This is a genomic window from Haliea sp. (assembly GCF_040221975.1).
In the GTDB taxonomy this organism is placed as follows: domain Bacteria; phylum Pseudomonadota; class Gammaproteobacteria; order Pseudomonadales; family Halieaceae; genus Haliea.
The window spans coordinates 98,769-120,383 of record NZ_JAVJWR010000026.1 but is presented as its reverse complement, the minus strand read 5'-3'; the positions used below and the strand labels follow the sequence as shown (position 1 = coordinate 120,383).

At 62.4% G+C, this 21,615-nt stretch carries 15 protein-coding genes; 9 read left to right on the top strand and 6 right to left on the bottom strand.

Annotated features, from left to right (window positions below; translation table 11 throughout):
• Positions 1–22: 22 nt before the first annotated feature.
• Positions 23–1,075 (bottom strand): AraC family transcriptional regulator, encoded by a 1,053-nt coding sequence (locus RLO07_RS10675; protein WP_462292125.1) that lies wholly within the window; start codon positions 1,073–1,075, stop codon positions 23–25.
• A gap of 180 nt (positions 1,076–1,255) precedes the next feature.
• On the opposite strand from RLO07_RS10675, the gene RLO07_RS10670 reads away from it, so the two are divergent.
• The 4 genes from RLO07_RS10670 (at position 1,256) to RLO07_RS10655 (ending at position 5,520) form a co-directional block, all read left to right on the top strand.
• Complete coding sequence (locus RLO07_RS10670; protein ID WP_462292124.1) at positions 1,256–2,104, top strand: response regulator transcription factor; 849 nt, start codon at positions 1,256–1,258, stop codon at positions 2,102–2,104.
• Between the two features lie 101 nt (positions 2,105–2,205).
• Positions 2,206–3,549 (top strand): glutamine synthetase family protein, encoded by a 1,344-nt coding sequence (locus tag RLO07_RS10665; RefSeq protein ID WP_462292123.1) that lies wholly within the window; start codon positions 2,206–2,208, stop codon positions 3,547–3,549.
• A 212-nt stretch (positions 3,550–3,761) separates the two neighbouring features.
• The gene (locus tag RLO07_RS10660; RefSeq protein ID WP_462292122.1) at positions 3,762–4,946 is read left to right on the top strand and encodes an acyl-CoA desaturase; all 1,185 of its coding nucleotides are present in this window, start codon (positions 3,762–3,764) and stop codon (positions 4,944–4,946) included.
• 88 nt (positions 4,947–5,034) lie between these two features.
• A complete protein-coding gene (locus RLO07_RS10655) occupies positions 5,035–5,520 on the top strand; it encodes a glutathione peroxidase (RefSeq protein WP_462292121.1) in 486 nt (161 codons plus the stop codon).
• Positions 5,521–5,533: 13 nt separating this feature from the next.
• Here the strand turns inward: RLO07_RS10655 and RLO07_RS10650 are convergent, their stop codons facing one another.
• Positions 5,534–7,111 carry a peptide chain release factor 3 gene (locus RLO07_RS10650; protein WP_462292120.1) on the bottom strand — a complete coding sequence of 526 codons (1,578 nt, stop codon included), beginning with the start codon at positions 7,109–7,111 and terminating at the stop codon, positions 5,534–5,536.
• A gap of 181 nt (positions 7,112–7,292) precedes the next feature.
• Here RLO07_RS10650 and RLO07_RS10645 point away from each other — a divergent pair, with 181 nt between their 5' ends.
• The 5 genes from RLO07_RS10645 to egtD all read left to right on the top strand — a co-directional run bounded on the left by RLO07_RS10645 (position 7,293) and on the right by egtD (position 14,614).
• Positions 7,293–8,354 (top strand): efflux RND transporter periplasmic adaptor subunit, encoded by a 1,062-nt coding sequence (locus tag RLO07_RS10645; RefSeq protein ID WP_462292119.1) that lies wholly within the window; start codon positions 7,293–7,295, stop codon positions 8,352–8,354.
• Entirely contained in the window at positions 8,354–11,446 is a 3,093-nt protein-coding gene (locus RLO07_RS10640; RefSeq protein ID WP_462292118.1) for an efflux RND transporter permease subunit, read from the top strand. The genes RLO07_RS10645 and RLO07_RS10640 overlap by 1 nt, the downstream gene beginning before the upstream one ends.
• An 89-nt stretch (positions 11,447–11,535) precedes the next feature.
• The gene (locus RLO07_RS10635) at positions 11,536–12,381 is read left to right on the top strand and encodes a PhzF family phenazine biosynthesis protein (RefSeq protein ID WP_462292117.1); all 846 of its coding nucleotides are present in this window, start codon (positions 11,536–11,538) and stop codon (positions 12,379–12,381) included.
• Complete coding sequence (gene egtB / locus RLO07_RS10630) at positions 12,378–13,652, top strand: ergothioneine biosynthesis protein EgtB (protein ID WP_462292116.1); 1,275 nt, start codon at positions 12,378–12,380, stop codon at positions 13,650–13,652. The genes RLO07_RS10635 and egtB overlap by 4 nt, the downstream gene beginning before the upstream one ends.
• Complete coding sequence (gene egtD, locus RLO07_RS10625) at positions 13,649–14,614, top strand: L-histidine N(alpha)-methyltransferase (protein WP_462292115.1); 966 nt, start codon at positions 13,649–13,651, stop codon at positions 14,612–14,614. Before egtB ends, egtD begins: the two co-directional genes overlap by 4 nt.
• A gap of 16 nt (positions 14,615–14,630) precedes the next feature.
• Here egtD and RLO07_RS10620 read toward each other — a convergent pair whose 3' ends face one another.
• The 4 genes from RLO07_RS10620 to RLO07_RS10605 are packed head-to-tail and all read right to left on the bottom strand — an operon-like array spanning position 14,631 to position 21,609.
• Positions 14,631–16,172, bottom strand: coding sequence for a glycogen synthase (locus tag RLO07_RS10620; RefSeq protein WP_462292114.1), 1,542 nt, complete (start codon positions 16,170–16,172; stop codon positions 14,631–14,633).
• An 8-nt stretch (positions 16,173–16,180) separates the two neighbouring features.
• On the bottom strand, positions 16,181–17,815 hold the full coding sequence (locus RLO07_RS10615; RefSeq protein WP_462292113.1) for an alpha-D-glucose phosphate-specific phosphoglucomutase: 1,635 nt from the start codon (positions 17,813–17,815) through the stop codon (positions 16,181–16,183).
• Between the two features lie 23 nt (positions 17,816–17,838).
• Positions 17,839–19,110 (bottom strand): glucose-1-phosphate adenylyltransferase, encoded by a 1,272-nt coding sequence (gene glgC, locus RLO07_RS10610; RefSeq protein WP_462292112.1) that lies wholly within the window; start codon positions 19,108–19,110, stop codon positions 17,839–17,841.
• A 42-nt stretch (positions 19,111–19,152) separates the two neighbouring features.
• Entirely contained in the window at positions 19,153–21,609 is a 2,457-nt protein-coding gene (locus RLO07_RS10605; protein ID WP_462292111.1) for a glycogen/starch/alpha-glucan phosphorylase, read from the bottom strand.
• Positions 21,610–21,615 lie beyond the last annotated feature (6 nt).

Below are 21,615 nucleotides of genomic sequence, written 5' to 3'. Positions count from 1 at the left end.
ATTCAGGCTGCAGGGCACCAGATCAGCGAAACGCACCCGGCGACTGCCCGGTCCACTTCTTGAATGAGCGGTGAAACGCGCTGGGGTCGCTGAAACCAAGCGCCTCGGCCACTTCGGACACCGACAGCCCCGGATGCCGGAGCAAACTGATGGCGCGATCACGGCGCGCCTTGTCCTTGATCCGCTGGTAAGACGTACCCTCGCTCTCCAGGCGCCGGCGCAAGGTCCGGGCCGACATGTTGAGCAGGCCGGTCAACTCCCCGAACCTGGGCAGCTCGCGCCGGAAGTCATCGCCAATGATGGCGAGGATACGCCGGGTGGTGCTGTCGTGGCAGGCCTCGGGCGCGTGCAGCAGAAGGTAGGGCGCCAGCGCCATGAACTCACCCAGTTGCTGCTCATTGCGCAGAATTGCCGCTTCCAGGTGGCGGGCGCTGAACGTCACCGCATTGACCCGGGCCGCAAACGCCACCGGTCCCGGGAGAAAGTGGCGCAGGGAATCGCTGTTGCCTGGCTGCGGGCCGGCGCAGCTGGCACGGGTAATATCGATTTCCTGGCCGATCAGCCAGCTACAGAAGCGCAGCCAGATGGCCAGTCCCGACAACACCCGGTGCTGGTGGCGGGCAGTCACCCCGGTGCCGAGGTAGGTCAGCGTGGCCTCTCTGCCATCCGCGTGGAGCAACAGGCGGTTCTGGACCGGTGGCCGCAATCGCGCCCGGCAGCAGGCATTGAATTCGATCGCGCGCTGCATCGCCACCCCCAGGGTACCGCCGCCCAGCATGCTCAAGGCGACCAGTCGCAGGGTGCCGGGCGGAGTCGGCGCATCCGGCATGCTGCCCAGGGTTTCATCGTTCAACTGCCGACACAGCACACTGCAGAGGCGGCTGTACTGGGCGGGCGTGGCGACATCGGTCAGGGTCTGATCGCGCAGGGGGTCGTGGGCGAAACCCGCCCTCGCCAGCAAACGGTCCCGCGACAGTCCGCTGGCCGCAATCGTAGTCAACAGACTGCGGGTCAGTGCTGCCGGCACCCGGGACAGCTGGAGTTCACTCGCGTCCGCGAAACTGTGGCGACTCATTCCCTCCTCCTGCGTGATCACTGCCATCGCAGTATAGTGCTGCGCCTTCCCTGACCAAAGCCCACTGCAATCGCGACCCGACAGTTTGTTGTACCGCCCGCGGATTTCGCTGCATTTGACAAGGCCGGTCGCGCTGCCCAATATGCCCGCATCAAGTCAGCTTCTGGCGCCAGCATTGCCATGAACGATATCAGTCAGCTGAGCAAATGGAACAGGGATCTGTCGCGCGCCATTTCGGCGCTGGGCAGCGACCAGTTCTTCCCCTCGCTGATCGAGGCGATTCGCGGCCAGGTGCACATCGACTACCCCCAGATCTGGCTCTATCACCGGGATCTGCCGCCGCAGGTTCTCTATCACGAGATTCCAGCCCCGGCCCTCTCCTCCCAGGTGGACACCTACCTCGACGGTCCCTATCGCGAGGATCCATTCTACCAGGCCTCGATGAACCAGCCGCGGTCCAAGTTCTACCGCCTGTCCCGGATTACTGCCGGCAAGCTGCGCGAGTCGCAGTACTATCGGGACTACTACGCCGATACCGGGACTGTCGACGAGGCCATCTACCTGTCCCGGCTGCGTGCGGGCAACGTCATCAACCTGTGCATGATGCGCCTGCCGCAGCAGGGCGAGTTCAGCGAGCAGGAATACGAGACCCTGTACCTGCTGGCTGAGCCGGTCTCGGAGTTGATCAAGTCCCACAGTGAACACGACGACTTCGCGGTCACGCACCTGATCCAGCCGGGCATCAATCACCAGATCGACCTGGCATTCCGCACCTTTGGTGCGTCGCTGCTGTCCCCGCGGGAGAAGGATGTACTGGAACTCATGCTCCGCGGCTATGGCACCGACACCTCGGCCGATCGCCTGGGCATTGCCCTGGAGACCGTGCGCCGACACCGCAAGAGCATTTACCGCAAGCTCGATGTGAGCTCCCAGACCGACCTGTTTTCCCTGTTCATCAATGCGCTGACCTGCCTCGGTGAGGCGGCCGGTGACGACCCCCTGCGGGTGTACATGGCGCCGGCCCGGTGAACACGGTGACACAAGCCCCGCCCCTGCCCCGGTTGGGGCATTGAACCCCCGCGCCAAAATCCCGATAGTGCAGCCTTACTGGCCTGAATCACGGTGTCCGAATGTCCCTTGAAGCCGACTGGTTCTTGCGGGCCCACCCGGAAATCACCACCGTCGAGGCCCTGCTGCCCGACTGCAACGGCATCATGCGCGGCAAATGGCTGCCGCGGCACAAGCTTGCCAAGATTTTCGATGGTGAACTCAAGCTCCCCAAGACCGCCCTGAGCCTGGATATCTGGGGCCGGGATGTAGAGGAACTGGTATTCGCGTCCGGCGACGCCGACGGTATTTGCCGCCCGGTAGAGGGTTCCCTGCTGCCAACACCCTGGTCCGCCGGCGGCCAGCACGGCCAGGTCATGTTGTCCATGTTCGACGCCGATGGCACGCCCTACATGGGCGACCCCCGCCACGTGCTCAAGCAGGTCGTTGCGCGCTTCCAGGATGCCGGCTGGACCCCGGTCGTGGCTGCCGAGCTCGAATTCAGCCTGGTGCGCTGGGACAACGTCGTGCCCATCCACACCTGTCCCTCCCCCGCCGGCAGCCAACCGGTTGGCGGCAACATGTATGGTCTTGATGTGCTCAACCAGCACCAGCAGATGATGGAGGAGCTGCGCGTCGCCTGCGAACTCCAGGATCTGCCCTTTGACGGTGTGGTCAAGGAGTCGGCTCCCTCCCAGTACGAGATCAACATGCAGCACGTCCCCAGCCCGGTGCTGGCGGCCAAGCAGATATTGATGATGAAGCGGCTGATCAAGGGCGTCGCCCACAAGCACGGCCTGGTGGCGAGCTTCATGCCCAAGCCCTTCGAGGACGAGGCCGGCAACGGCATGCACGTCCATTGCAGTGTTCTGGACCAGCAGGGCAACAATGTTTTCGACGACGGCACCGAGCGCGGCACTCCCCTGCTGCACCAGGCCATCGCCGGCTGCCTGCAGCACATGGCTGACTCGATGATCATCTTCTCGCCCGGCTTCAACGGCTACCGCCGCTTCCAGCCCGGCACCCATGCTCCCACCTACCCGAGCTGGGGCTATGAGAACCGCACCGTGGCGGTGCGCGTGCCGGCCGGTTCCCACGCCGCCCGGCGGCTCGAACACCGGGTCGCCGGCGCCGACTGCAATCCCTACCTGCAGTTCGCCGTGGTCCTCGCCGCCATGCTCGACGGCATCGAGCAGCAGGCGTCGCCGGGCACCCCCACCAGGGGCGACGGCTATTCCCAGAAGACCGGTTCCCTGCCGGGGTACATGCACGAAGCCCTGGACCGGTTTCGCGGGTCCGAGTTCATCCGTGCTGCGCTGGGGGGCGAATTGCAGCGGATATTCACCCTCACCAAGGAACAGGAAGAATCCGAGTTCCGGCGCCGAATCTCCCTGCTGGAGTACCAGTCCTACCTTGAGCGCACCTGAGGAGGTGGGGCCGCCCAGGCCGCGCAGGTAGGGCCGCCCAGGCCGCCCAGGCCGCCCAGGTCGGGTGGGGCCGCGCAGATCCTGGCCCCGAGGGAACCAAAGCCGCCCCGAATGATCCAATGGCATTCGAAGCACTGCCACAAGCAGGACTTTTCGCCCCCGACAGGCTATCATGCAACCCTGCATATTCACCTCCAGAGCTTCACGTCCATATGCCTACCGCACCAGCCAAGCCGCCCCTGATTCCGGTCAATGTTGTCATTTTTGTCGGCTTTCCGCTCCTGGCCCTGATCCTTGTCCCGCTGTGGGGGGTCTATCACGGCTTCTCCACTGCCCAGTGGCTTTGGGCGCTGGTTTTCCTGTACCTCAATGGCCTTTCCATCACTGGCGGCTACCACCGCCTGTGGGCACACAATGCCTACGAGGCTCACCCGGTCCTGAAATGGTTCTTCGCCCTCTGGGGCGCAGGCGCGCTGCAGAACAGTATCCTGATCTGGGCATCAGACCACCGCCGCCACCATCGCCATGTCGATGACAACGACCAGGACCCTTACTCCGCCGGTCGCGGCCTCTGGTTCAGCCACATGGGCTGGATGCTGCGCCACTACCCCAGTGGTGACAATGACTTCAGCAATGCCAGGGACCTGCAACGCGACCCGGTGGTGATGTTCCAGCACCGCCACTATGTGGCCCTGACCACCTTCATGAACGTGGTGCCGACCCTGCTGCTCGGCATGGCCCTGGGCGATGTGATTGGCACTCTGCTGCTGGTGGGCCTGCTGCGGCTGGTGGTGAACCACCATGTCACGTTTTTCATCAATTCACTCGCCCACTTCTGGGGCAGCCGACCCTACACCGAGGACAACAGTGCCCGGGACAACGGTTTCCTGGCCTTCCTCACCTACGGCGAGGGCTACCACAACTACCACCACATCTTCCAACAGGACTACCGCAACGGCATCCGCTGGTGGCAGTGGGACCCGACCAAGTGGATGATTGGCCTCTGTGCCCGCCTTGGTCTGGCCAGCAACCTCAACAAGGTTCCGGATTTCAGGATCCAGCGCGCCATGGTGGACGCCCAGTTCGCCAGGGCCCGGCGGGAACTGGAGGAGCAGGCGGACAACGAGACCCTGCGGGACCTGCTGGAACGCGAGTACCAGCTGTTCACGGAATCGGTCAACCAGTGGCGGGCCCTGCAATCCGCGCGCTATGAGCGCAAGGTGGCCGAATTCGAGGACGCGCTGGAAGCCGGGCGCCTGCAGATGCTCGACAAATGGGAGCGCGCCACCTTGCGCAACAGGCTGCGGGAACTGGAGTACGCACTGAAGAACCAGCGCAAGCGCCTGGGCATGCTGCTGCAGCAGCTGCAGTCCCCGATGGAGGCGTCGGGAGCATGACCCGGCTCAGCTGATCCCGCCGCAAGCCGGGGGCGTAACAAGTATTCCGGAAAGGCAGCACTGACTGCCGACCACAGGAGAACGCGACATGGCTTCAACCATCTACGATTTCAGCTGCCAGACCCCGGCGGGCAAGAAACAATCCCTCAAGGAATACCGCGGCAAGGTCCTGCTGGTGGTCAACACTGCCTCCAAGTGCGGCTTCACACCCCAGTTCGAAGGCCTGGAAAAACTCTACGAACAGTTCCGCGACCGCGGCTTTGCGATCCTGGGCTTCCCCTGCAACCAGTTCGGCAAGCAGGATCCGGGCAGCAATGACGAGATCATGGAATTCTGCCAGCTCAACTACGGCGTCAGCTTCCCCATGTTCGGCAAGATCGATGTCAATGGCGGCAACGCCGACCCGCTGTTCAAACACCTGAAGAAAGCAGCTCCGGGAACCCTGGGATCACAGGGTATCAAATGGAATTTCACCAAGTTCCTCATCGACAGCGACGGCAATGTGGTGAAGCGCTATGCGCCCACCACCAAGCCCGAGGATATCGCCAGCGATATCGAGCCCCTCCTGCCCTGACCCGCCCTCCGGGTCAGTGCTCGCGGGTGGCCCGGAATTCGATCTCGGGCCAGCGCTCTTCCATCAACGCGAGGTTGACGCGCGTAGGCGCCAGGTAGGTCAGGTGACCACCACCGTCAATTGACAGCTGATCGGCCGCCTTCTTGCGAAACTCTTCCAGCTTGCGGGCATCGCTGCAGTGGACCCAGCGTGCGGTGTAGACATTGACCGGCTCATACATCGCCTCGACCTTGTATTCATCCGCCAGGCGGTAAACCACTACATCGAACTGCAGCTGGCCCACAGCACCGACAATCAGGTCGGCATTGTTCAGGGGCGCGAATACCTGGGTAGAGCCCTCCTCCGACAGCTGCTGCAGGCCCTTTTGCAGCTGCTTGGATTTCATCGGGTCGCGCAGGCGGATGCGGCGAAACAATTCGGGCGCGAAGTGGGGTATCCCGGTAAAGTTGAGATCTTCCCCGGCGGTAAAGGTATCGCCGATCTGGATGGTGCCGTGATTGTGCAGACCGATGATGTCGCCGGCTACTGCCTCCTCCACCAGCACCCGCTCCCCGGCCTTGAAGGTGACCGCGTCGGCGATCCGCACCTCCTTGCCGATACGCACATGACGCATCTTCATGCCCTTGTCGTAGCGACCGGAACACAGGCGCAGGAAGGCAATCCGATCGCGGTGCCGGGGGTCCATGTTGGCCTGGATCTTGAAAACGAAACCGCTGAACTGTGGTTCCCCGGCACTGACCTCGCGCTCTTTTGCCTCCCGGCCCAGGGGCGGCGGGGCCCACTCGACAAAGTCATCGAGCATCTCGCGGACGCCAAAGTTGCCCAGTGCGGTACCGAAGAACACCGGGCTCAGCTTGCCGGCCAGGAATGCCTCGGCGTCGAAGGGGTGGCTGGCACCCCGCACCAGGTCAACCTCATCGACAAACTCCGGGTACTCGTCGCCCAGCAGTTCCCGCGCCGCATCGCTGTCCAGGCCCTCGATACGCCGGTCATCCGGCAGTACACTGCCCTGCCCTGGAGTATACAGATGGATCACGTCGGTATAGAGGTTGTAGACGCCCTTGAAACCGCTACCCATGCCAATTGGCCAGTTGATCGGTGCGCCCGCGATCGCCAGCACCTGTTCGATCTCATCCAGCAACTCGATCGGGTCGCGAATGTCCCGGTCCATTTTATTGACGAAGCTGAAGATCGGCGTGTCGCGCAGGCGGCACACGTTCATCAACTTGATGGTGCGGTCCTCCACACCCTTGGCGCCGTCAATGACCATCAGCGCCGAGTCCACGGCGGTCAGCGTGCGGTAGGTATCCTCGGAAAAATCCTCGTGCCCGGGCGTGTCCAGCAGGTTGACGGTGCGGCCGTGGTAGGGAAACTGCATGACCGAGGAGGTCACGGAAATGCCGCGCTCCTGCTCCATGCTCATCCAGTCGGACGTGGCATGGGGCCCGCGCTTGCCCTTGACACTGCCCGCCACCTGGATCGCGCTGCCCAGCAACAGCAGTTTCTCGGTAATGGTGGTCTTGCCCGCATCCGGGTGGGAGATAATGGCGAACGTGCGGCGCGCGGCAATGGCCTGGCTCAGCTCTGGCATGATGCAACCTGCTGGAAAAAGCGGGGATTATACGCGCTTTGCGACCTCAGGGCAGTGTCCGCGCAGGGAACCCGGAGATAGCGATGGGGTCAATTACCGAAGCGCCAAACGCTCCCGGGCATTTTGGCGTATAATTTCGCGCCCGAGTCATCGGGAACCTCCCCCTCGACGTTTGGAAGCCATGAAGAAATTCCTGATACCGGCGCTTGCCGTTGCCGTAATTGCATTGGCCCTTTGGCCCCGATTGATGCCCTCCACCACCGACCAGGGCACCGCGGTCGCCCGCCCGGGTGGCGGCGCGGCCGCGGTTCGCACCCAGCGTCTTGAGCCGGAGACCTTCGAGAGCCGCATGACCTTCAACGGTACCCTGATGGCCGACCAGTCCATCGACATTCGCAGCGAACTGCGCGGCAAGGTCGAGCAAATCCACTTTACCGACAGTCAGGATGTACACGAAGGCGAGCTCATCGTGGTGATCGAGTCCGGCGAGGTCGAGGCCGAGCTGCGCTCCCTACGAGAGCAGCTCGCCCTCGCCAGCACCCAGGCCGAACGCCTGCAGAGCCTGTTCAAGAGTGGCTCGGTGACCGCCAGCGAACGCGATGACGCCGTGAGTCGACGGGAGGTGCTGCGCGCGGAAGTCGAGCGACTGCAGGTGCGCCTGGCCAAGACCCGGATCACGGCGCCATTCGACGGCACCCTGGGACTGCGCCACATCAGTACCGGCGACCTGATCGAGACGGACACCCTCATCACCACCCTGCAGACGGTCTCTGACCTGACCGTCGATTTCAGCGTGCCCGAGCGCTTCCTGCGCCTGGTACAGCCGCAGACCGAGCTGTCCCTGAGGGTTGCCGGCCACGAGCAACCCTTTACCGCCACCGTTCGCGCCATCGATCCGCGTGTTGACATCGCCACCCGCACCCTGACCGTGCGCGCCGACGTCGACAACACGGAGCGCAAACTGCTGCCCGGCAACTATGCCCGGGTGGAACTGGTGAGTCGCAACGATGCAGCCCTGGTGGTACCCAGCGTGGCCGTACTGCAGAGCCTGGACGCGGTCTCCGTGTTTACCGTGGAGGACGGGATTGCTGTTCGCCACACCGTGCAAACCGGCCACCGTGACGAAACCCGGGTGGAAATCCTGCAGGGCCTGGAGCCAGGTGCGGAGATCATCACCTCGGGCATCCAGTCGGTGCGCGACGGCCAGCGAGTGAACATCCAGCGCCGCCTGGACCTCGGCTGATGCGTCTGCATGAACTGAGCATCCAGCGCCCGGTGCTGGCGGTGGTGATGTCCATCGTCATCATCGTTTTCGGCCTCATTGGCCTCGGCGAACTGGGTGTGCGTGAATTCCCCATGGCCCAGCGCCCCATCATTTCGGTGCAGGCTGCCTATCCGGGCGCCAATGCCAGCGTGGTGGAAAGCCAGATCACCGAAGCACTGGAGGAAGAGCTCAACACCGTTTCCGGTATCCGCACCATGACCTCGATCAGTCGCGAGGGCCTGAGCACGGTGACCACGGAATTCAACCTTGGCGATGACCTGGATACCGCCGCCAACGACATCCGCGACCGGGTGGGCTCCGCCCTGCGCCGACTGCCTAACGACGCCGAGGCGCCCACCGTTACCAAGGCTGATGCCGACGGCGACCCCATCATTTTCCTGAGCGTGCGCAGCCAACAGCGCAGCCTGCTGGAACTCAGCGCGCTGGCGGACGATCTGTTCAAGACCCGCTTTGAGACCATCTCCGGGGTGGGCCAGGTCGACATCTGGGGTTACAAGGAATACTCCATGCGCCTGTGGCTGGACCCGGACGCGCTGGCGGCCCATGGACTCACCGCCATCGATGTACGCGAGGCACTGCAGGCCGCCAACGTCGAGCTACCCACCGGACGCCTCGAAGGCGACAGTATCGACCTCAATATCCGGACCCGGAGCCGGCTGGGAGAGGATCCGGAAGAGTTCGAGAACCGGATCATCAAGCGCAACGGCGACCGTGTGGTGCGGCTGCGGGATGTGGGTCGCGCGGAACTGGGGGCGCTCAACGAACGCACAGTGCTGCGCCGGGACGGCATTACCAACGTCGGGGTGGTATTGCGGCCCCAGAGCGGCGCCAATGAAATTGCCATTGCCGACGAGTTCTACCGGCGCCTGGCCATTATCGAGCGCGACCTGCCGGCGGATGTAGACCTGGCGATTGGCTTTGACAACACCACCTTCATCCGCGCCAGTATCAAGGAAGTTATCCAGACACTGGGGATCGCCCTGCTGCTGGTCTGCGCCACGATCTTCACTTTCCTGCGGGAGTGGCGCACCACCATCATCCCCATCGTCACTATTCCCATCGCCCTGATCGGCACCTTTTTTGTGCTTTACCTGGCCGGGTTCTCGATCAACGTGCTGACACTGCTGGGCATGGTGCTGGCCATCGGGCTGGTGGTGGACGACGCCATCGTGGTGGTGGAGAACATCTACAAACGCATTGAGAAAGGCCAGACTCCTGCAGTAGCCGGCGCCGAAGGTGTCCGCGAGATTTTCTTCGCGGTGATCGCGACCACACTGGCACTGACGGCGGTATTCGCACCGCTGATATTCCTCGGTGGCCTCACCGGGGTCCTGTTTCGGGAGTTCGGGGTCACCCTCGCCGCGGCGGTAATCATCTCCTCTTTCGTGGCCCTGACCCTGGCGCCCATGCTCTGCACCCGCTTCCTCAAGAACCGGGCCCGCCACCCGGCCCTGTACCGGGCGACAGAGCCTTTTTTCGATGGCCTCGCCGATCGCTACCGCAACTCGCTGCGCACGTTCCTGGGCCATCGCAGCTGGGCGCCGCTGATCCTGCTGATTTGCGTGGGGCTGGTGGTCACCCTGTATCGCAGCCTGCCCCAGGAGCTGGCACCGCTGGAAGACCGGAGCCAACTGTTCGTGTCCGCACGGGGCCCGGAGGGCGCGGGTTTCGACTACATGTTCGACGCCATGACCCGCTTCGACGACGTGGTCAGGGACAGTATCGGCGATGATATCAAGGCACGCCTTACCGTGACCTCCCCCGGCTTTGGCGCCTCGACTACCGTCAACAGCGGCTTTTCGCGTGTCGTGCTGAAGGACCCGGCCGAGCGCGAACACACCCAGGCCGAGGTCGCCTCCATCCTGACCGCCGCACTGGCGGGCTTTCCCGACCTGCAGGCCTTCGTGCGCCAGTTCGAGACAATCAATGTGGGCGGTCGCGGACTGCCAGTCCAGTTCGTGGTACAGAATACGGATATCGACAAGGTCAGGGAGGTTATCCCCCGTTTCATGGAGCGGGCCCAGCAGCATCCGGCTTTCAGCTACGTTGACGTGAACCTCAAGTTCAACCAGCCGGAACTGGTACTCGATATCGACCGCGACCGCGCCGAGGCACTCGGCGTCAGCACCCGGGATATCGCCGACATCGTCCAGGCATCTTTCAGCGGCCAACGCTTCGGGTACTTTCTCAAGGACGGCCAGCAGTACGAGATCATTGGCCAGATGGTGCGCAGCGGACGGAACGACCCCACCGACCTGTCGCGCCTGTCGATACGTGCCGCCGACGGCGCCATGGTGCCCCTGCAGAATCTGGTGACCGTGCGCGAACAGAGCTCGGCGCCGGTGCTGTACCGCTTCAACCGCTTCACTGCGGCAACATTCTCCGCCAATCTGGCCGACGGCGTGACCCTCGGGGCAGGTATCGAAGCAATGCGCGAAGTCGCAGCGACCGTACTCGATGACAGCTACAGTACCGAACTGGCCGGGCAGTCGCGCGAGTTCGACGAAACGGGCAGCAGCCTGGTGTTCGTTTTTGTGCTCGCCCTGCTGTTGATCTACCTGGTGCTGGCCGCCCAGTTCGAGAGCTTCCGCGACCCGCTGGCGATCATGCTGACCGTGCCGATGGCCATTACCGGTGGCCTGATCAGCCTGTGGTACTTCGGCCAGACGCTCAACATCTTCTCCCAGATCGGCCTGATCATGCTGATTGGCCTGGTGACCAAGAACGGCATCCTGATCGTGGAGTTTGCCAACCAGCGCCGGGAGGCTGGCCTCAGCATCGCCGATGCTGTCGAGGAGGCAGCGGCAGCACGTTTCCGGCCCATTCTCATGACCACCCTGTCGACCGTACTGGGCACGCTGCCCATTGCCCTGGCGCTGGGCGCCGGTTCCCAGAGCCGGGTGCCACTGGGCCTCGCGGTGATTGGCGGCATGTTGCTGGGATCATTCCTGTCGCTGTACGTGGTGCCCGCCGCCTACAGACTGCTGGCAAGCCGCTCGGTCAGGGGCGAGGCAACCATTACAGCGGACACCGCCAGTGCTGCCCGGTAGCGCCCCCGGTTGAGTTTGTCGCCAGCAGGCCCTAGACTGCGGTGACGCCGTTTTTTCGTGTATCCACAGGAGCGCGGCCAGATAACTCCATGCCTGCCGACCCACAAGCACAACCCGTTCGCCAATGGGTTGTCACAGTTTTTGCCGGCAATCCCGGTTCGGGACGCCCCCTCGCCCGGGGCAATACTGCCATGGTCGCGCAGCTTTCCCGGAACGAGATCGTCGCTCCGGCGCGTCTGCAGAGGCGGGCGCGCCAGGCTGTCGCCGGGACCAGTTGTTTCTTTGGGTGCTCCGACAGCGACACTCGCTTTCCCGTCCATTGCTTCAATCGCACTCAGGCGATCCAGTGCTGTGGCCACGGCATGTATGCGGTTGCGGGCATTCTCCGCGATCAGGTTGCAGCCGGAACGCGTCGCGTTGCACTGTGCACCGGCACTGGTGACATCACGGCAGAATTCGCAGGACCGGACGCTGTCATCGGCATGCCACTGCTGGGCTGCAGGCCATCAGCTGTACCGTCCTGGGCGGCAGCGGCAGCAGGCATTGCCCCGCTTGCGGTGGCCCATGCAGGTGGCGAAGACGGTTATGCACTCTGGGTTTACGCTTCAGTCGATCAGGTAATCAATCTGCAACCAGCAGGGGAAGTCATGATTGCGAATACAGGTCGAGCCATTATTGCCAGCAGCTGGGATACAACCGCCTGTTCAGGCTTTGTCCTGCGTTATTTCGCGCCACAGTATGGCGTGGCTGAGGATCCGGTGACAGGATCGGCGATGCGGATTGCCGCTGAATACTGGCGTCAGTACAGCGGCAATCATGCATTTCAGGTTTGGCAGTGCTCGGCAACCGGGGGCATCGCTCAGCTGATTCTTGATCAGCAGCATTGCTGGCTCAGGGGCTCCCATCACGCCACGTCGCTGCCGGTGGTTGCATGACAATGGATACTCAGTTGCTGGAGCAATTCAGGGCCGTGCGTCAAGCCTCGGAGCACTTCTGTGCGCCATTGGCCATTGAAGACTTCGGGCTGCAGGCGGCCGCTGAAACCAGCCCACCGAAGTGGCATCTCGCCCATACCAGCTGGTTTTTTGAAACCTTTTTACTGAGTGTGTTTCTGCCTGGCTACCAGGCACCCTGGCCGGACTATACTTACCTGTTCAACTCCTACTACAACGGTATCGGTGAACAGTTTCCCCGCCCGCAGCGCGGACTGTTGTCCCGGCCCACCCTGGAGCAGGTCTATGCCTACCGTCGCTGGGTGGACGCACAGATGCTTGAGCTGTTGTCTGTCGAGGAACTGGCAAACCACAGGCAGCTGCTGGAGCGTACCCGCCTGGGGATCCAGCATGAGCAACAACATCAGGAGTTGTTTTTCACTGACCTCAAATACAGTTTTTCCTGCAATCCGATGAATCCGGTTTACCGGATTTGCGAAGAACCGGAGTATCGTGCCGACGAAGCTCCACTGCCGGGCGACTGGCAGGAATTTGCCGGCGGTGAATCCGCTATCGGCCATCAAGGCGACGGCTTTTGTTTCGATAATGAACTGCCGGTGCATCGGGTGTTGTTGCAGCCATTCAGGCTGGCAACCCGGCCCGTCACCAATGCCGAGTATCTGGCATTTGTCGAAGCGGGAGCCTATCAGCAGCCAGAATGGTGGCTGGCGGACGGCTGGGCGGAGCTGCAGCAACAGCGCTGGTGCGCGCCTCTGTACTGGCGGCAGCAGGATGGTACATGGTTCGAATATACACTCCATGGCCTGCAACCATTGCGCATGCATTCTCCGGTGGTCCATGTCAGCGCCTACGAGGCAGACGCCTTCGCCCGCTGGTCAGGTTGTCGCCTGCCTTCCGAGGCTGAATGGGAACATGCCGCCAGAGCCTGCCCGGTCACAGGGCAGTTTGTCGAGACGGGTATCTGTCACCCGATTGCCGTGAACAGGAATTCCGGCCTGCAGGGGATGTTCGGCTCGGTATGGGAGTGGACATCCAGCAGTTATGCGCCCTATCCGGGATTTTCAGCCGCCGAAGGTGCTGTTGGCGAATACAACGGAAAGTTCATGTGCAACCAACTGGTGTTGCGCGGAGGCTCCTGCGTCAGCAGTCAATCGCATCTGCGCAGCAGCTATCGCAATTTCTTTTACCCGCGGGATCGCTGGCAGTTCAGCGGGATTCGACTGGCGAAAAACGCGGCAGGGATGACAGCATGAATCACCCACAGGCAGCGACTGATGATCGTTCCGGGGAACGCGTTTACCGGGAGCTGATGGCGGGGCTGCAGTCCGGGCAAAAGACTATCAACCCGAAATATTTCTATGATGAAGCAGGTTCCGCCCTCTTTGATCAGATTACATCGCTGCCGGAGTATTATCCAACGCGAACTGAAACAGCCATACTGAAAAACCATGCCGAAACAATCGCCATGCGCGTGGGCAGGCAGCGGGTCGTTATCGAACCCGGGGCCGGCAGTTGTGAAAAGTTTCGTCACCTCATTCCTGCCCTGCAACCAAGCTGCTATGTTCCCGTGGACATCTCCACCGATTACCTGGCCGAGGCAGCTGCCGGCCTCAACGAATCCTTTCCGGAACTGCAGGTTGAACCGGTTGCTGCAGACTTTTCCCGGACAATATCCCTGCCCGGGTCTGTTGACTGTGAAGCGGCGGTAATTTTTTATCCGGGTTCAACCATTGGCAATTTTGAACCCGCTGACGCCGTGACGTTCTTGCAAAGAATGCGCACTCTGGTCGGCAGTCAGGGGTTGATTCTCGTCGGGGTAGACCTGCATAAAGACAGCGCAGTCCTGACGGCGGCCTATAATGACGTCGCGGGCGTCACAGCAGCGTTCAACCGCAATATACTCCTTCATCTGAACAGATTGCTCGGGGCAGATTTCAAGCCCAATCTTTTCCAGCATCACGCTTTTTACAATGAACAGAAAAGGCGTATCGAAATGCATCTGGTCAGTGACGTCAAACAGATTGTGAACTGCGGGGATGTATCGCTGCAATTTGCAAAGGGCGAAACAATTCACACCGAAAACTCCTACAAATATTCCCTGCAGGACTTTTCATCGCTGGTCGAAAAGGCCGGCCTCAAGCTGGAGCAAAGCTGGACAGACAGGAAAAACCTGTTCAGCGTCAACCTGCTCAGCGCAGCCGGCTGCCACCGCTGACAGCGCCCGGCGGGGGCTACCGGTACAACCGCTCCTCATAGGCGCGCGCCACCTCGGCCCAGCCAAAACGGGCGCCGGCGGCTTCCCTGCAGACACGCTGCCACGCTGCCGGATCGTCTGCGCGCAGGGCCAGCACCTGGTCGAAGCGCTGCAACAGATGCTGTGCCTGTTCAGCCTCGTTAGCGCCGCTGAAAGCAAAACCGTTCACCTCATCGAGAACGGTATCCGCAAGCCCCCCAACGGCGTGTACCAGGCAGGGCTGACCGGCGCGCATGGCCAACATCTGGCTGATACCGCAGGGTTCGAATGAGCTGGGCATGAGAAACAGGTCGCCGCCGGCATACAGCTGCTCCGACAGGGGTTCCGAGAATCCGCGCAGAAACACGAAATTATCCGCGCGCGCACAGATGGCGCTGAAAAAGGCCTCCAGGGTCGGGTCACCGGTGCCCAGCATCAGCAACAGGCCGCGGCGCCCGAGCCGCTGCAGCAGATGCTCCAGGACGCTGCGGCCGTCGCTACAGGACAGGCGCAACAGGCGGACTTTCTGCTCTGTCAGGCGCCCCACTGACGTCACCAGCGTTGCCGGACGCTTGCGCCGGCGCCAGGGCTCCAGCTTGCCAGCCGCCTGCACCGCGCTGTCCGCATGCGGGCCCTGCCGCCAGCGCTTCAACTCGGCGCGAATTGTTGCCAGCAGTGTAGCAAACTCAACCGGTCCCGAACCTGGTTGCGGATACTCGCAGCCATTCAGAATTCCCTGCAGGCGCCCCTCGCGGTGAGCCTGCTGCAGATCGCCCGCCAGCCCCTCCCCGGCGTCGGCCTGGATTTCGCGGGCGTAGGTAGGCGACACTGCGTGCACCTTGCGGCACAGGCGTATCCCCGCGCGCATGGGATTGAAGCAGTCCGGGTAGCGCGGGTCACCGATGAAGGCGTAGTCATATCGCAAACGGGGAAACCAGGCCTCCAGGGCCGATTCATCGTCACGCAGGGGGCGGATTCCCTGCAGCGCCAGATTGTGGATGGTATAGACGAAGTTGAGCTCATCCAGGGCTGCAAACCCCGGCTCGAAGCGCGCCAGCACGGGCACCAGGGCGGTATGCCAATCGTGCAGGTGCACCCGGTCCGGCCACGGCAGCGCCCCGTCCCGCAGAGCCGTGGCAACTGCGGCGCAGAACAGGGCAAATTTGGAAGCATCGGTTGCGAAAGGACGTTCCGGGCCATCATCACAATAGATCCGCCCCGGACCACAGGGCGCCAGCAGGGGATGCTCGAGCACCTGGCAGCGCACACCGGGGTGGGCGGGATCAGCTGGCAGCGACCACAGTTCGACGCGCTCACTGCCACTGCGAAAGGCCACCTCAAGCACAGCATCCAGGGTGGCGCCAGGCAGTTGCGAGAAATGCTGGTAGCCGGGCACCAGCACCGAGACCGCGTGGCCCCGCGCCGCCAGGGCACGGGGTACATCGCGGATCACATCGCCCATGCCGCCAACTTTGCCGCCCGGCAGAGCGCCATTCTCGGCGGCAACCAGCAACAGCTTGAGCGGTCTGTGTTCTGACACTGCCACGCTCAGGTAATGACGTCGGGCTGCTTGCGACCGAGTTGGCGGCTGATGCCAGCCAGCTCGTCTCCGGCTGCGATCAGCGTGGCCAGGGCTCTCTGCGGCGCCAGTTCCAGCAGAGCCGGATCACGCTGATAGCTGTCATAGTAGACCCGCAGGGTGGCGCCGGCAGTGCCGGTACCCGAGAGCCGGTAGACGATCCGCGAACCGTCCGTAAACAGGATACGCAGTCCCTGGCCGCTACTGACACTGCCATCGACGGGATCCGTATAGGAGAAGTCATCAGCCGCAGCAACGGTGTGACCCTCCAGGCTGGTACCTGCAAGCGCGGGCAGCCTGGCGCGCAGTGTGTCCATCAATGCTGTAGCCTTGTCTTCGGCCACTGTCTCGTAGTCATGGCGGCTGAAATAGTCGCGTCCATAGCGCTGCCAGTGCTCGCGCAAAATGGTGCGGGCGGGCTTGCTCAGCGCCGCGATCAGGTTCAACCAGAACAGCACTGCCCAGAGCCCGTCCTTCTCCCGGATGTGGCTGGAGCCGGTGCCAAAGCTTTCCTCGCCACACAGCGTAATCCTGTCGGCATCCATCAGGTTGCCAAAAAACTTCCAGCCGGTGGGTGTTTCGAAACAGGGGATGTCCAGCTCCGCCGCGACCCGGTCCGCGGCGCGGCTGGTCGGCATTGAGCGGGCAATACCCGCGAGGCCCCCGGCGTAGGCCGGGATCACGCTGGCGTTGGCTGCCAGTATGGCCAGCGAGTCACAGGGATTGATGAACAGGCCGCTGCCCAGCACCATGTTGCGGTCGCCATCACCATCGGAGGCCGCGCCAAAGGCCAGCGGCTCATCCCCGTTCATCCGCGCCACCAGTTCCCCGGCATGGGCGAGGTTGGGGTCCGGATGACCACCGCCGAAGTCCTCCAGCGGTACCGCGTTGATCACGGTTCCGGCGGGGGCACCGAGGCGCCGCTCGAGGATTTCCAGCGCATAGGGGCCAGTGATGGCGTGCATGGCATCGAAGCACATGTGGAAACGCCGGTGCCCGAGCAGGGCGGCAATCTTCGGGAAGTCGAACAGCGACGCCATCATGTCGGCGTAGTCCGTCACCGGGTCAATGACCTCAATCATGGTGCCACCCAGAGTCACGGTACCGGGCCGATCCAGATCAATGTCCGCCGTCTCCAGGGTCAGGTAGTGGTCGAGGCACTGGCTGGCTGCAAAAATGGCCGCCGTGACCGATTCCGGGGCCGGTCCGCCGTTGGCACCGTTGAACTTGATACCGAAATCACCCTCCGGCCCCCCGGGGTTGTGGCTGGCCGACAGCACAATGCCGCCATCGAGACCGTACTTGCGAATGATGCAGGAGGCCGCCGGGGTAGAGAGCAGAGCACCCTGCCCCACCAGTACGCGGCTGCAACCGTTGGCCGCCGCCATGCGCAGGATAACCTGGGCCGCGTGGCGGTTGTAGTAACGACCGTCACCGCCCAGCACCAGGGACTTGCCCCGGCAATCGCCAAGGGCATTGAATATCGACTGGACAAAGTTCTCCAGATAATGGGGGCGGCTGAATTCTGCCACGGTCTTGCGCAGCCCCGAGGTGCCTGGCTTCTGCCCGGCCAGGGGCTGGGTATCAATCCTCACTACTGACATTCATGATCCTTGCAAAAAAGATATCAGGCGTAGCCCTCGGGCTGGCCCAGCATGCCGCGGGTGACCAGCACCACGCCGCTGTCGGTGACCCGCAGGCCATTGGCACGATCCTGGTCGGCATCATGCCCAATAACCATGCCCTTGGGAATCACGCAGCCGCGATCGACGATGGTATTGCGCATACGCACATTACGCCCCACTTCCACCTGCGGCAGGATGACCGACTTGTCGATGGTCGAGTAGGAGTTGATCCGGACATTGGAAAACAGCACCGAGTTGCTGACCTGGCTCCCGGAGACAATACAGCCTCCGGACACCATGGAATCGACGGCACTGCCGCGGCGGTCGTCGCGGTTGAACACAAACTTGGCCGGCGGCAATTGCTCCTGGTAGGTCCACAGCGGCCAATCCTTCTCGTACAGGCTCAACATCGGCGAGGTGCCGATCAACTCCATATTGGCCATCCAGAAGGAGTCGAGGGTGCCGACATCGCGCCAGTAGGCCTTGCCACCGGTCTCGGGGTCCCGGAAAGGATAGGCGTGCAAATGGAAGTTCTGCAGCAGCTCGGGGATGATGTCATTGCCGAAATCGTGGGAGGACTGCAGGTTCCCGGCATCCTTGATCAGACGGTCGAATAGAAAATCGGTGTTGAAAATATAGTTGCCCATGGAGGCCAGGGTGAGGCCCGGCTTGCCGGGGATCTCCGCAGGGTGCGTGGGCTTCTCCTGAAACGCGGTTACCCGGTTTTCCGAGTCCACCTGCATGACGCCGAAGGTTTTCGCGGCCTCCGCCACCGGCACTTCCAGGCAGCACACGGTCATCTCCGCGCCGGACTCGACATGGGCGACCAGCATCGGCCCGTAGTCCATCTTGTAGACATGATCACCGGAGAGGATCATCACATACTTGGGCATTTCCGCGCGGATGATATCCAGGTTCTGGTAGATCGCATCCGCCGTGCCCTGGTACCAGTCCTCGGAATAACGCTGGGAGGCGGGCAGGATCTCCACATACTCGCCCAGCTCTTTCTTGAAGTGGCTCCAGCCCCGTACCAGGTGCCGCACCAGGGAGTGAGCCTTGTACTGGGTCAGCACGCCGATGCGACGGATCCCGGAATTGACACAGTTGGACAGGGGAAAGTCGATGATGCGGTACTTGCCACCAAAATACAGCGCCGGCTTGGCGCGCCAATTGGTCAGTTCGTACAGCCGCGAGCCGCGGCCGCCCGCAAGCACCAGCGCCATGGTATCCCGGGTGAGACGACTCACATAGCGGGGGTTTTGGTCTTCTTCCATGGGCTCTCTCCTTCAAGAATAACTACCGCAGGCGGAACCTGATCACCACACGGGACGGTCGCCAAACCATATCTCATCGGCATATTCGCTGATAGTGCGATCACTGGAAAAGCGGCCGCTATAGGCGGTATTGAGAATGCTCTTGCGCGCCCACAGTTCGGAGTTGCTGTAGCAGTCATCCACCCGCTGCTGGGCATCCACGTAGCTGCGGAAGTCCGCCGCAATCATCCAGGGGTCACTGCCGCTGCGGATTGCTGCCACCACCGGATCAAAGATACCAAACTCCAGCAGGTTGAAGTGGCCGCTGTCGAGCAGCTGCATAACCCTTGCCAGATCCTCGTCGGCGGCGATCAGGGCGCCTGGGTTGTAATCCTGGCGCTGCACCTCCACCTCCTCGGCGGTCAGGCCGAACAGGAAGAAGTTGTCTTCCCCCACTGCTTCGCGAATTTCGATATTCGCGCCATCCAGCGTGCCGATGGTAATTGCGCCGTTCATCATGAACTTCATGTTGCCGGTGCCCGAGGCCTCCTTGCCCGCAGTCGAGATCTGTTCCGACAGGTCGGTACCCGCACAGATCACCTCCATCGCCGTTACCTGGTAGTCGGGCAGGAACGCCACTCGCAGCCAATCGTTGAGACGTGGGTCGCGATTCACCACCGTGGCCACGTTGTTGATCAGCTTGATGATCAGCTTGGCCATGGCGTAACCGGGCGCGGCCTTGCCGCCAAACAGGACACAGCGCGGCTGGATATTGGCGGTATCACCGTCGATGATACGGGCGTAGAGGTGGATCACGTGCAGAATGTTGAGCAGCTGCCGCTTGTATTCATGGATGCGTTTGACCTGCACATCGAACAGCATGTCGGGCGCAAATGACACCTTGCAGCGCTCCTGTACCAGGCGCGCCAGGGCCGCCTTGTTGTCGCGCCGGATCGCCATGAAGCGCTCGGCAAAACCGCTATCCGTGGCAAGCGGCGCCAGTGCCTGCAACTGCTCGAGATCGGTCACCCAGGCCGGGCCCAGGGTTTCGTTGAGCAACGTCCCAAGACCGGGGTTGCATTGCGCAAGCCAGCGTCTGGGCGTAACACCGTTGGTCTTGTTGTTGAATTTCTGCGGCACCATCTCGTGAAAATCGCGAAACAGACCCTCCGTCAGCAGCCGGGTATGCAGGGCCGCGACGCCGTTGACCGAATGGCTGCCGACGATGCCGAGGTAAGCCATGCGCAACATCGGCTCCGGCCCCTCTTCAACCAGCGACATGCGCGCCTGGCGCTCGGTATCACCGGGCCAGCGGTCCGCAACCCGCGACAGAAAGCGGGCATTGATCTCGTAGATGATTTCCAGCAGGCGCGGAAACAGCTCTCCGAACAGGCTCACCGACCATTTCTCCAACGCCTCCGGCAGCAGGGTGTGGTTGGTATAAGCCATGGTGTCATGGGTAATGGTCCAGGCGTCGTTCCACGCCAGACAGTGCTCGTCCAGCAACAGCCGCATCAATTCGGCGATGGCAATGGTGGGGTGGGTATCGTTGAGTTGAAAGCCGTTGCCACTGGCAAATCCGCTGAAATCCTCGCCGTGGGCGACCACCCAGCGTACCAGCACATCCTGCAGGCTGGCGGAGGCCAGAAAATACTGCTGCCGCAGGCGCAACACCTTGCCCTGTTCGCTGGCGTCATTGGGGTACAGCACCATGGTAATCTGCTCCGCCTCGTTCTTGGCGGCGACCGCGTCAGTGTAGCTGCCGGCATTGAATTCGTTGAAATCGAATTCATCCGTGGCTTCGGCCTTCCACAGGCGCAGGGTGTTCACCGTGCCGTTGCGGTAACCGGGAACGGGGATATCGTAGGGCACCGCCAGTACATCCCGGGTATCTATCCAGCGCACCCGCCAGGCGCCATCCGAGTCAAGGTAGTGCTCACTGCGTCCAAAAAAGCGGATGCGCCGGGTTGCCTCCGGGCACTCGATTTCCCAGGGGTTGCCGTGCCGCAGCCAACGATCGGGGTACTCCACCTGATAGCCATTTTCAATGCGCTGGTGGAACATCCCGTACTGATAGCGTATGCCATAGCCGGTGACTGGCAGCTGCAGGGTGGCGCAGCTATCCAGAAAGCAGGCGGCCAGGCGCCCGAGGCCGCCGCTGCCGAGACCGGCATCAAGCTCCTCCTCCTCCAACTGTTCCAGGTGGCGGGCCCAGGACTGCAGGGCCGCCTGCACCGGCTCCTCCAGGTCCAGGTTGAGCAAGGCATTACCCAGGGTCCTGCCCATGAGAAATTCCAGCGACAGGTAGTTGATGGTCTTGCAACCCTGCTCGCGACAGCGCTCGCGGGTGTCCTGCCAGCGGGCCACCAGCCGGTCGCGGACGGTGAACGCCAGGGCCTGGTAGAGGTGGAAGTTGATGTCGACACCGCTATCCTCGCGCCCCAGGGTCAGGCTGTAATGGCGCAGCAGGTCTTCTTCCAGGGTGGTGGCCTTGAGGGCGCGCGCCAGCTTCTGGTTCATGGTCAG

Excerpts from the sequence above, each read along its gene's own strand:
- RLO07_RS10675 (WP_462292125.1), bottom strand. The coding sequence starts at position 1,075 with ATGAGTCGCCACAGTTTCGCGGACGCGAGTGAACTCCAGCTGTCCCGG.
- RLO07_RS10670 (WP_462292124.1), top strand. The coding sequence starts at position 1,256 with ATGAACGATATCAGTCAGCTGAGCAAATGGAACAGGGATCTGTCGCGC.
- RLO07_RS10665 (WP_462292123.1), top strand. The coding sequence starts at position 2,206 with ATGTCCCTTGAAGCCGACTGGTTCTTGCGGGCCCACCCGGAAATCACC.
- RLO07_RS10660 (WP_462292122.1), top strand. The coding sequence starts at position 3,762 with ATGCCTACCGCACCAGCCAAGCCGCCCCTGATTCCGGTCAATGTTGTC.
- RLO07_RS10655 (WP_462292121.1), top strand. The coding sequence starts at position 5,035 with ATGGCTTCAACCATCTACGATTTCAGCTGCCAGACCCCGGCGGGCAAG.
- RLO07_RS10650 (WP_462292120.1), bottom strand. The coding sequence starts at position 7,111 with ATGCCAGAGCTGAGCCAGGCCATTGCCGCGCGCCGCACGTTCGCCATT.
- RLO07_RS10645 (WP_462292119.1), top strand. The coding sequence starts at position 7,293 with ATGAAGAAATTCCTGATACCGGCGCTTGCCGTTGCCGTAATTGCATTG.
- RLO07_RS10640 (WP_462292118.1), top strand. The coding sequence starts at position 8,354 with ATGCGTCTGCATGAACTGAGCATCCAGCGCCCGGTGCTGGCGGTGGTG.
- RLO07_RS10635 (WP_462292117.1), top strand. The coding sequence starts at position 11,536 with ATGCCTGCCGACCCACAAGCACAACCCGTTCGCCAATGGGTTGTCACA.
- egtB (WP_462292116.1), top strand. The coding sequence starts at position 12,378 with ATGACAATGGATACTCAGTTGCTGGAGCAATTCAGGGCCGTGCGTCAA.
- egtD (WP_462292115.1), top strand. The coding sequence starts at position 13,649 with ATGAATCACCCACAGGCAGCGACTGATGATCGTTCCGGGGAACGCGTT.
- RLO07_RS10615 (WP_462292113.1), bottom strand. The coding sequence starts at position 17,815 with ATGTCAGTAGTGAGGATTGATACCCAGCCCCTGGCCGGGCAGAAGCCA.
- glgC (WP_462292112.1), bottom strand. The coding sequence starts at position 19,110 with ATGGAAGAAGACCAAAACCCCCGCTATGTGAGTCGTCTCACCCGGGAT.
- RLO07_RS10605 (WP_462292111.1), bottom strand. The coding sequence starts at position 21,609 with ATGAACCAGAAGCTGGCGCGCGCCCTCAAGGCCACCACCCTGGAAGAA.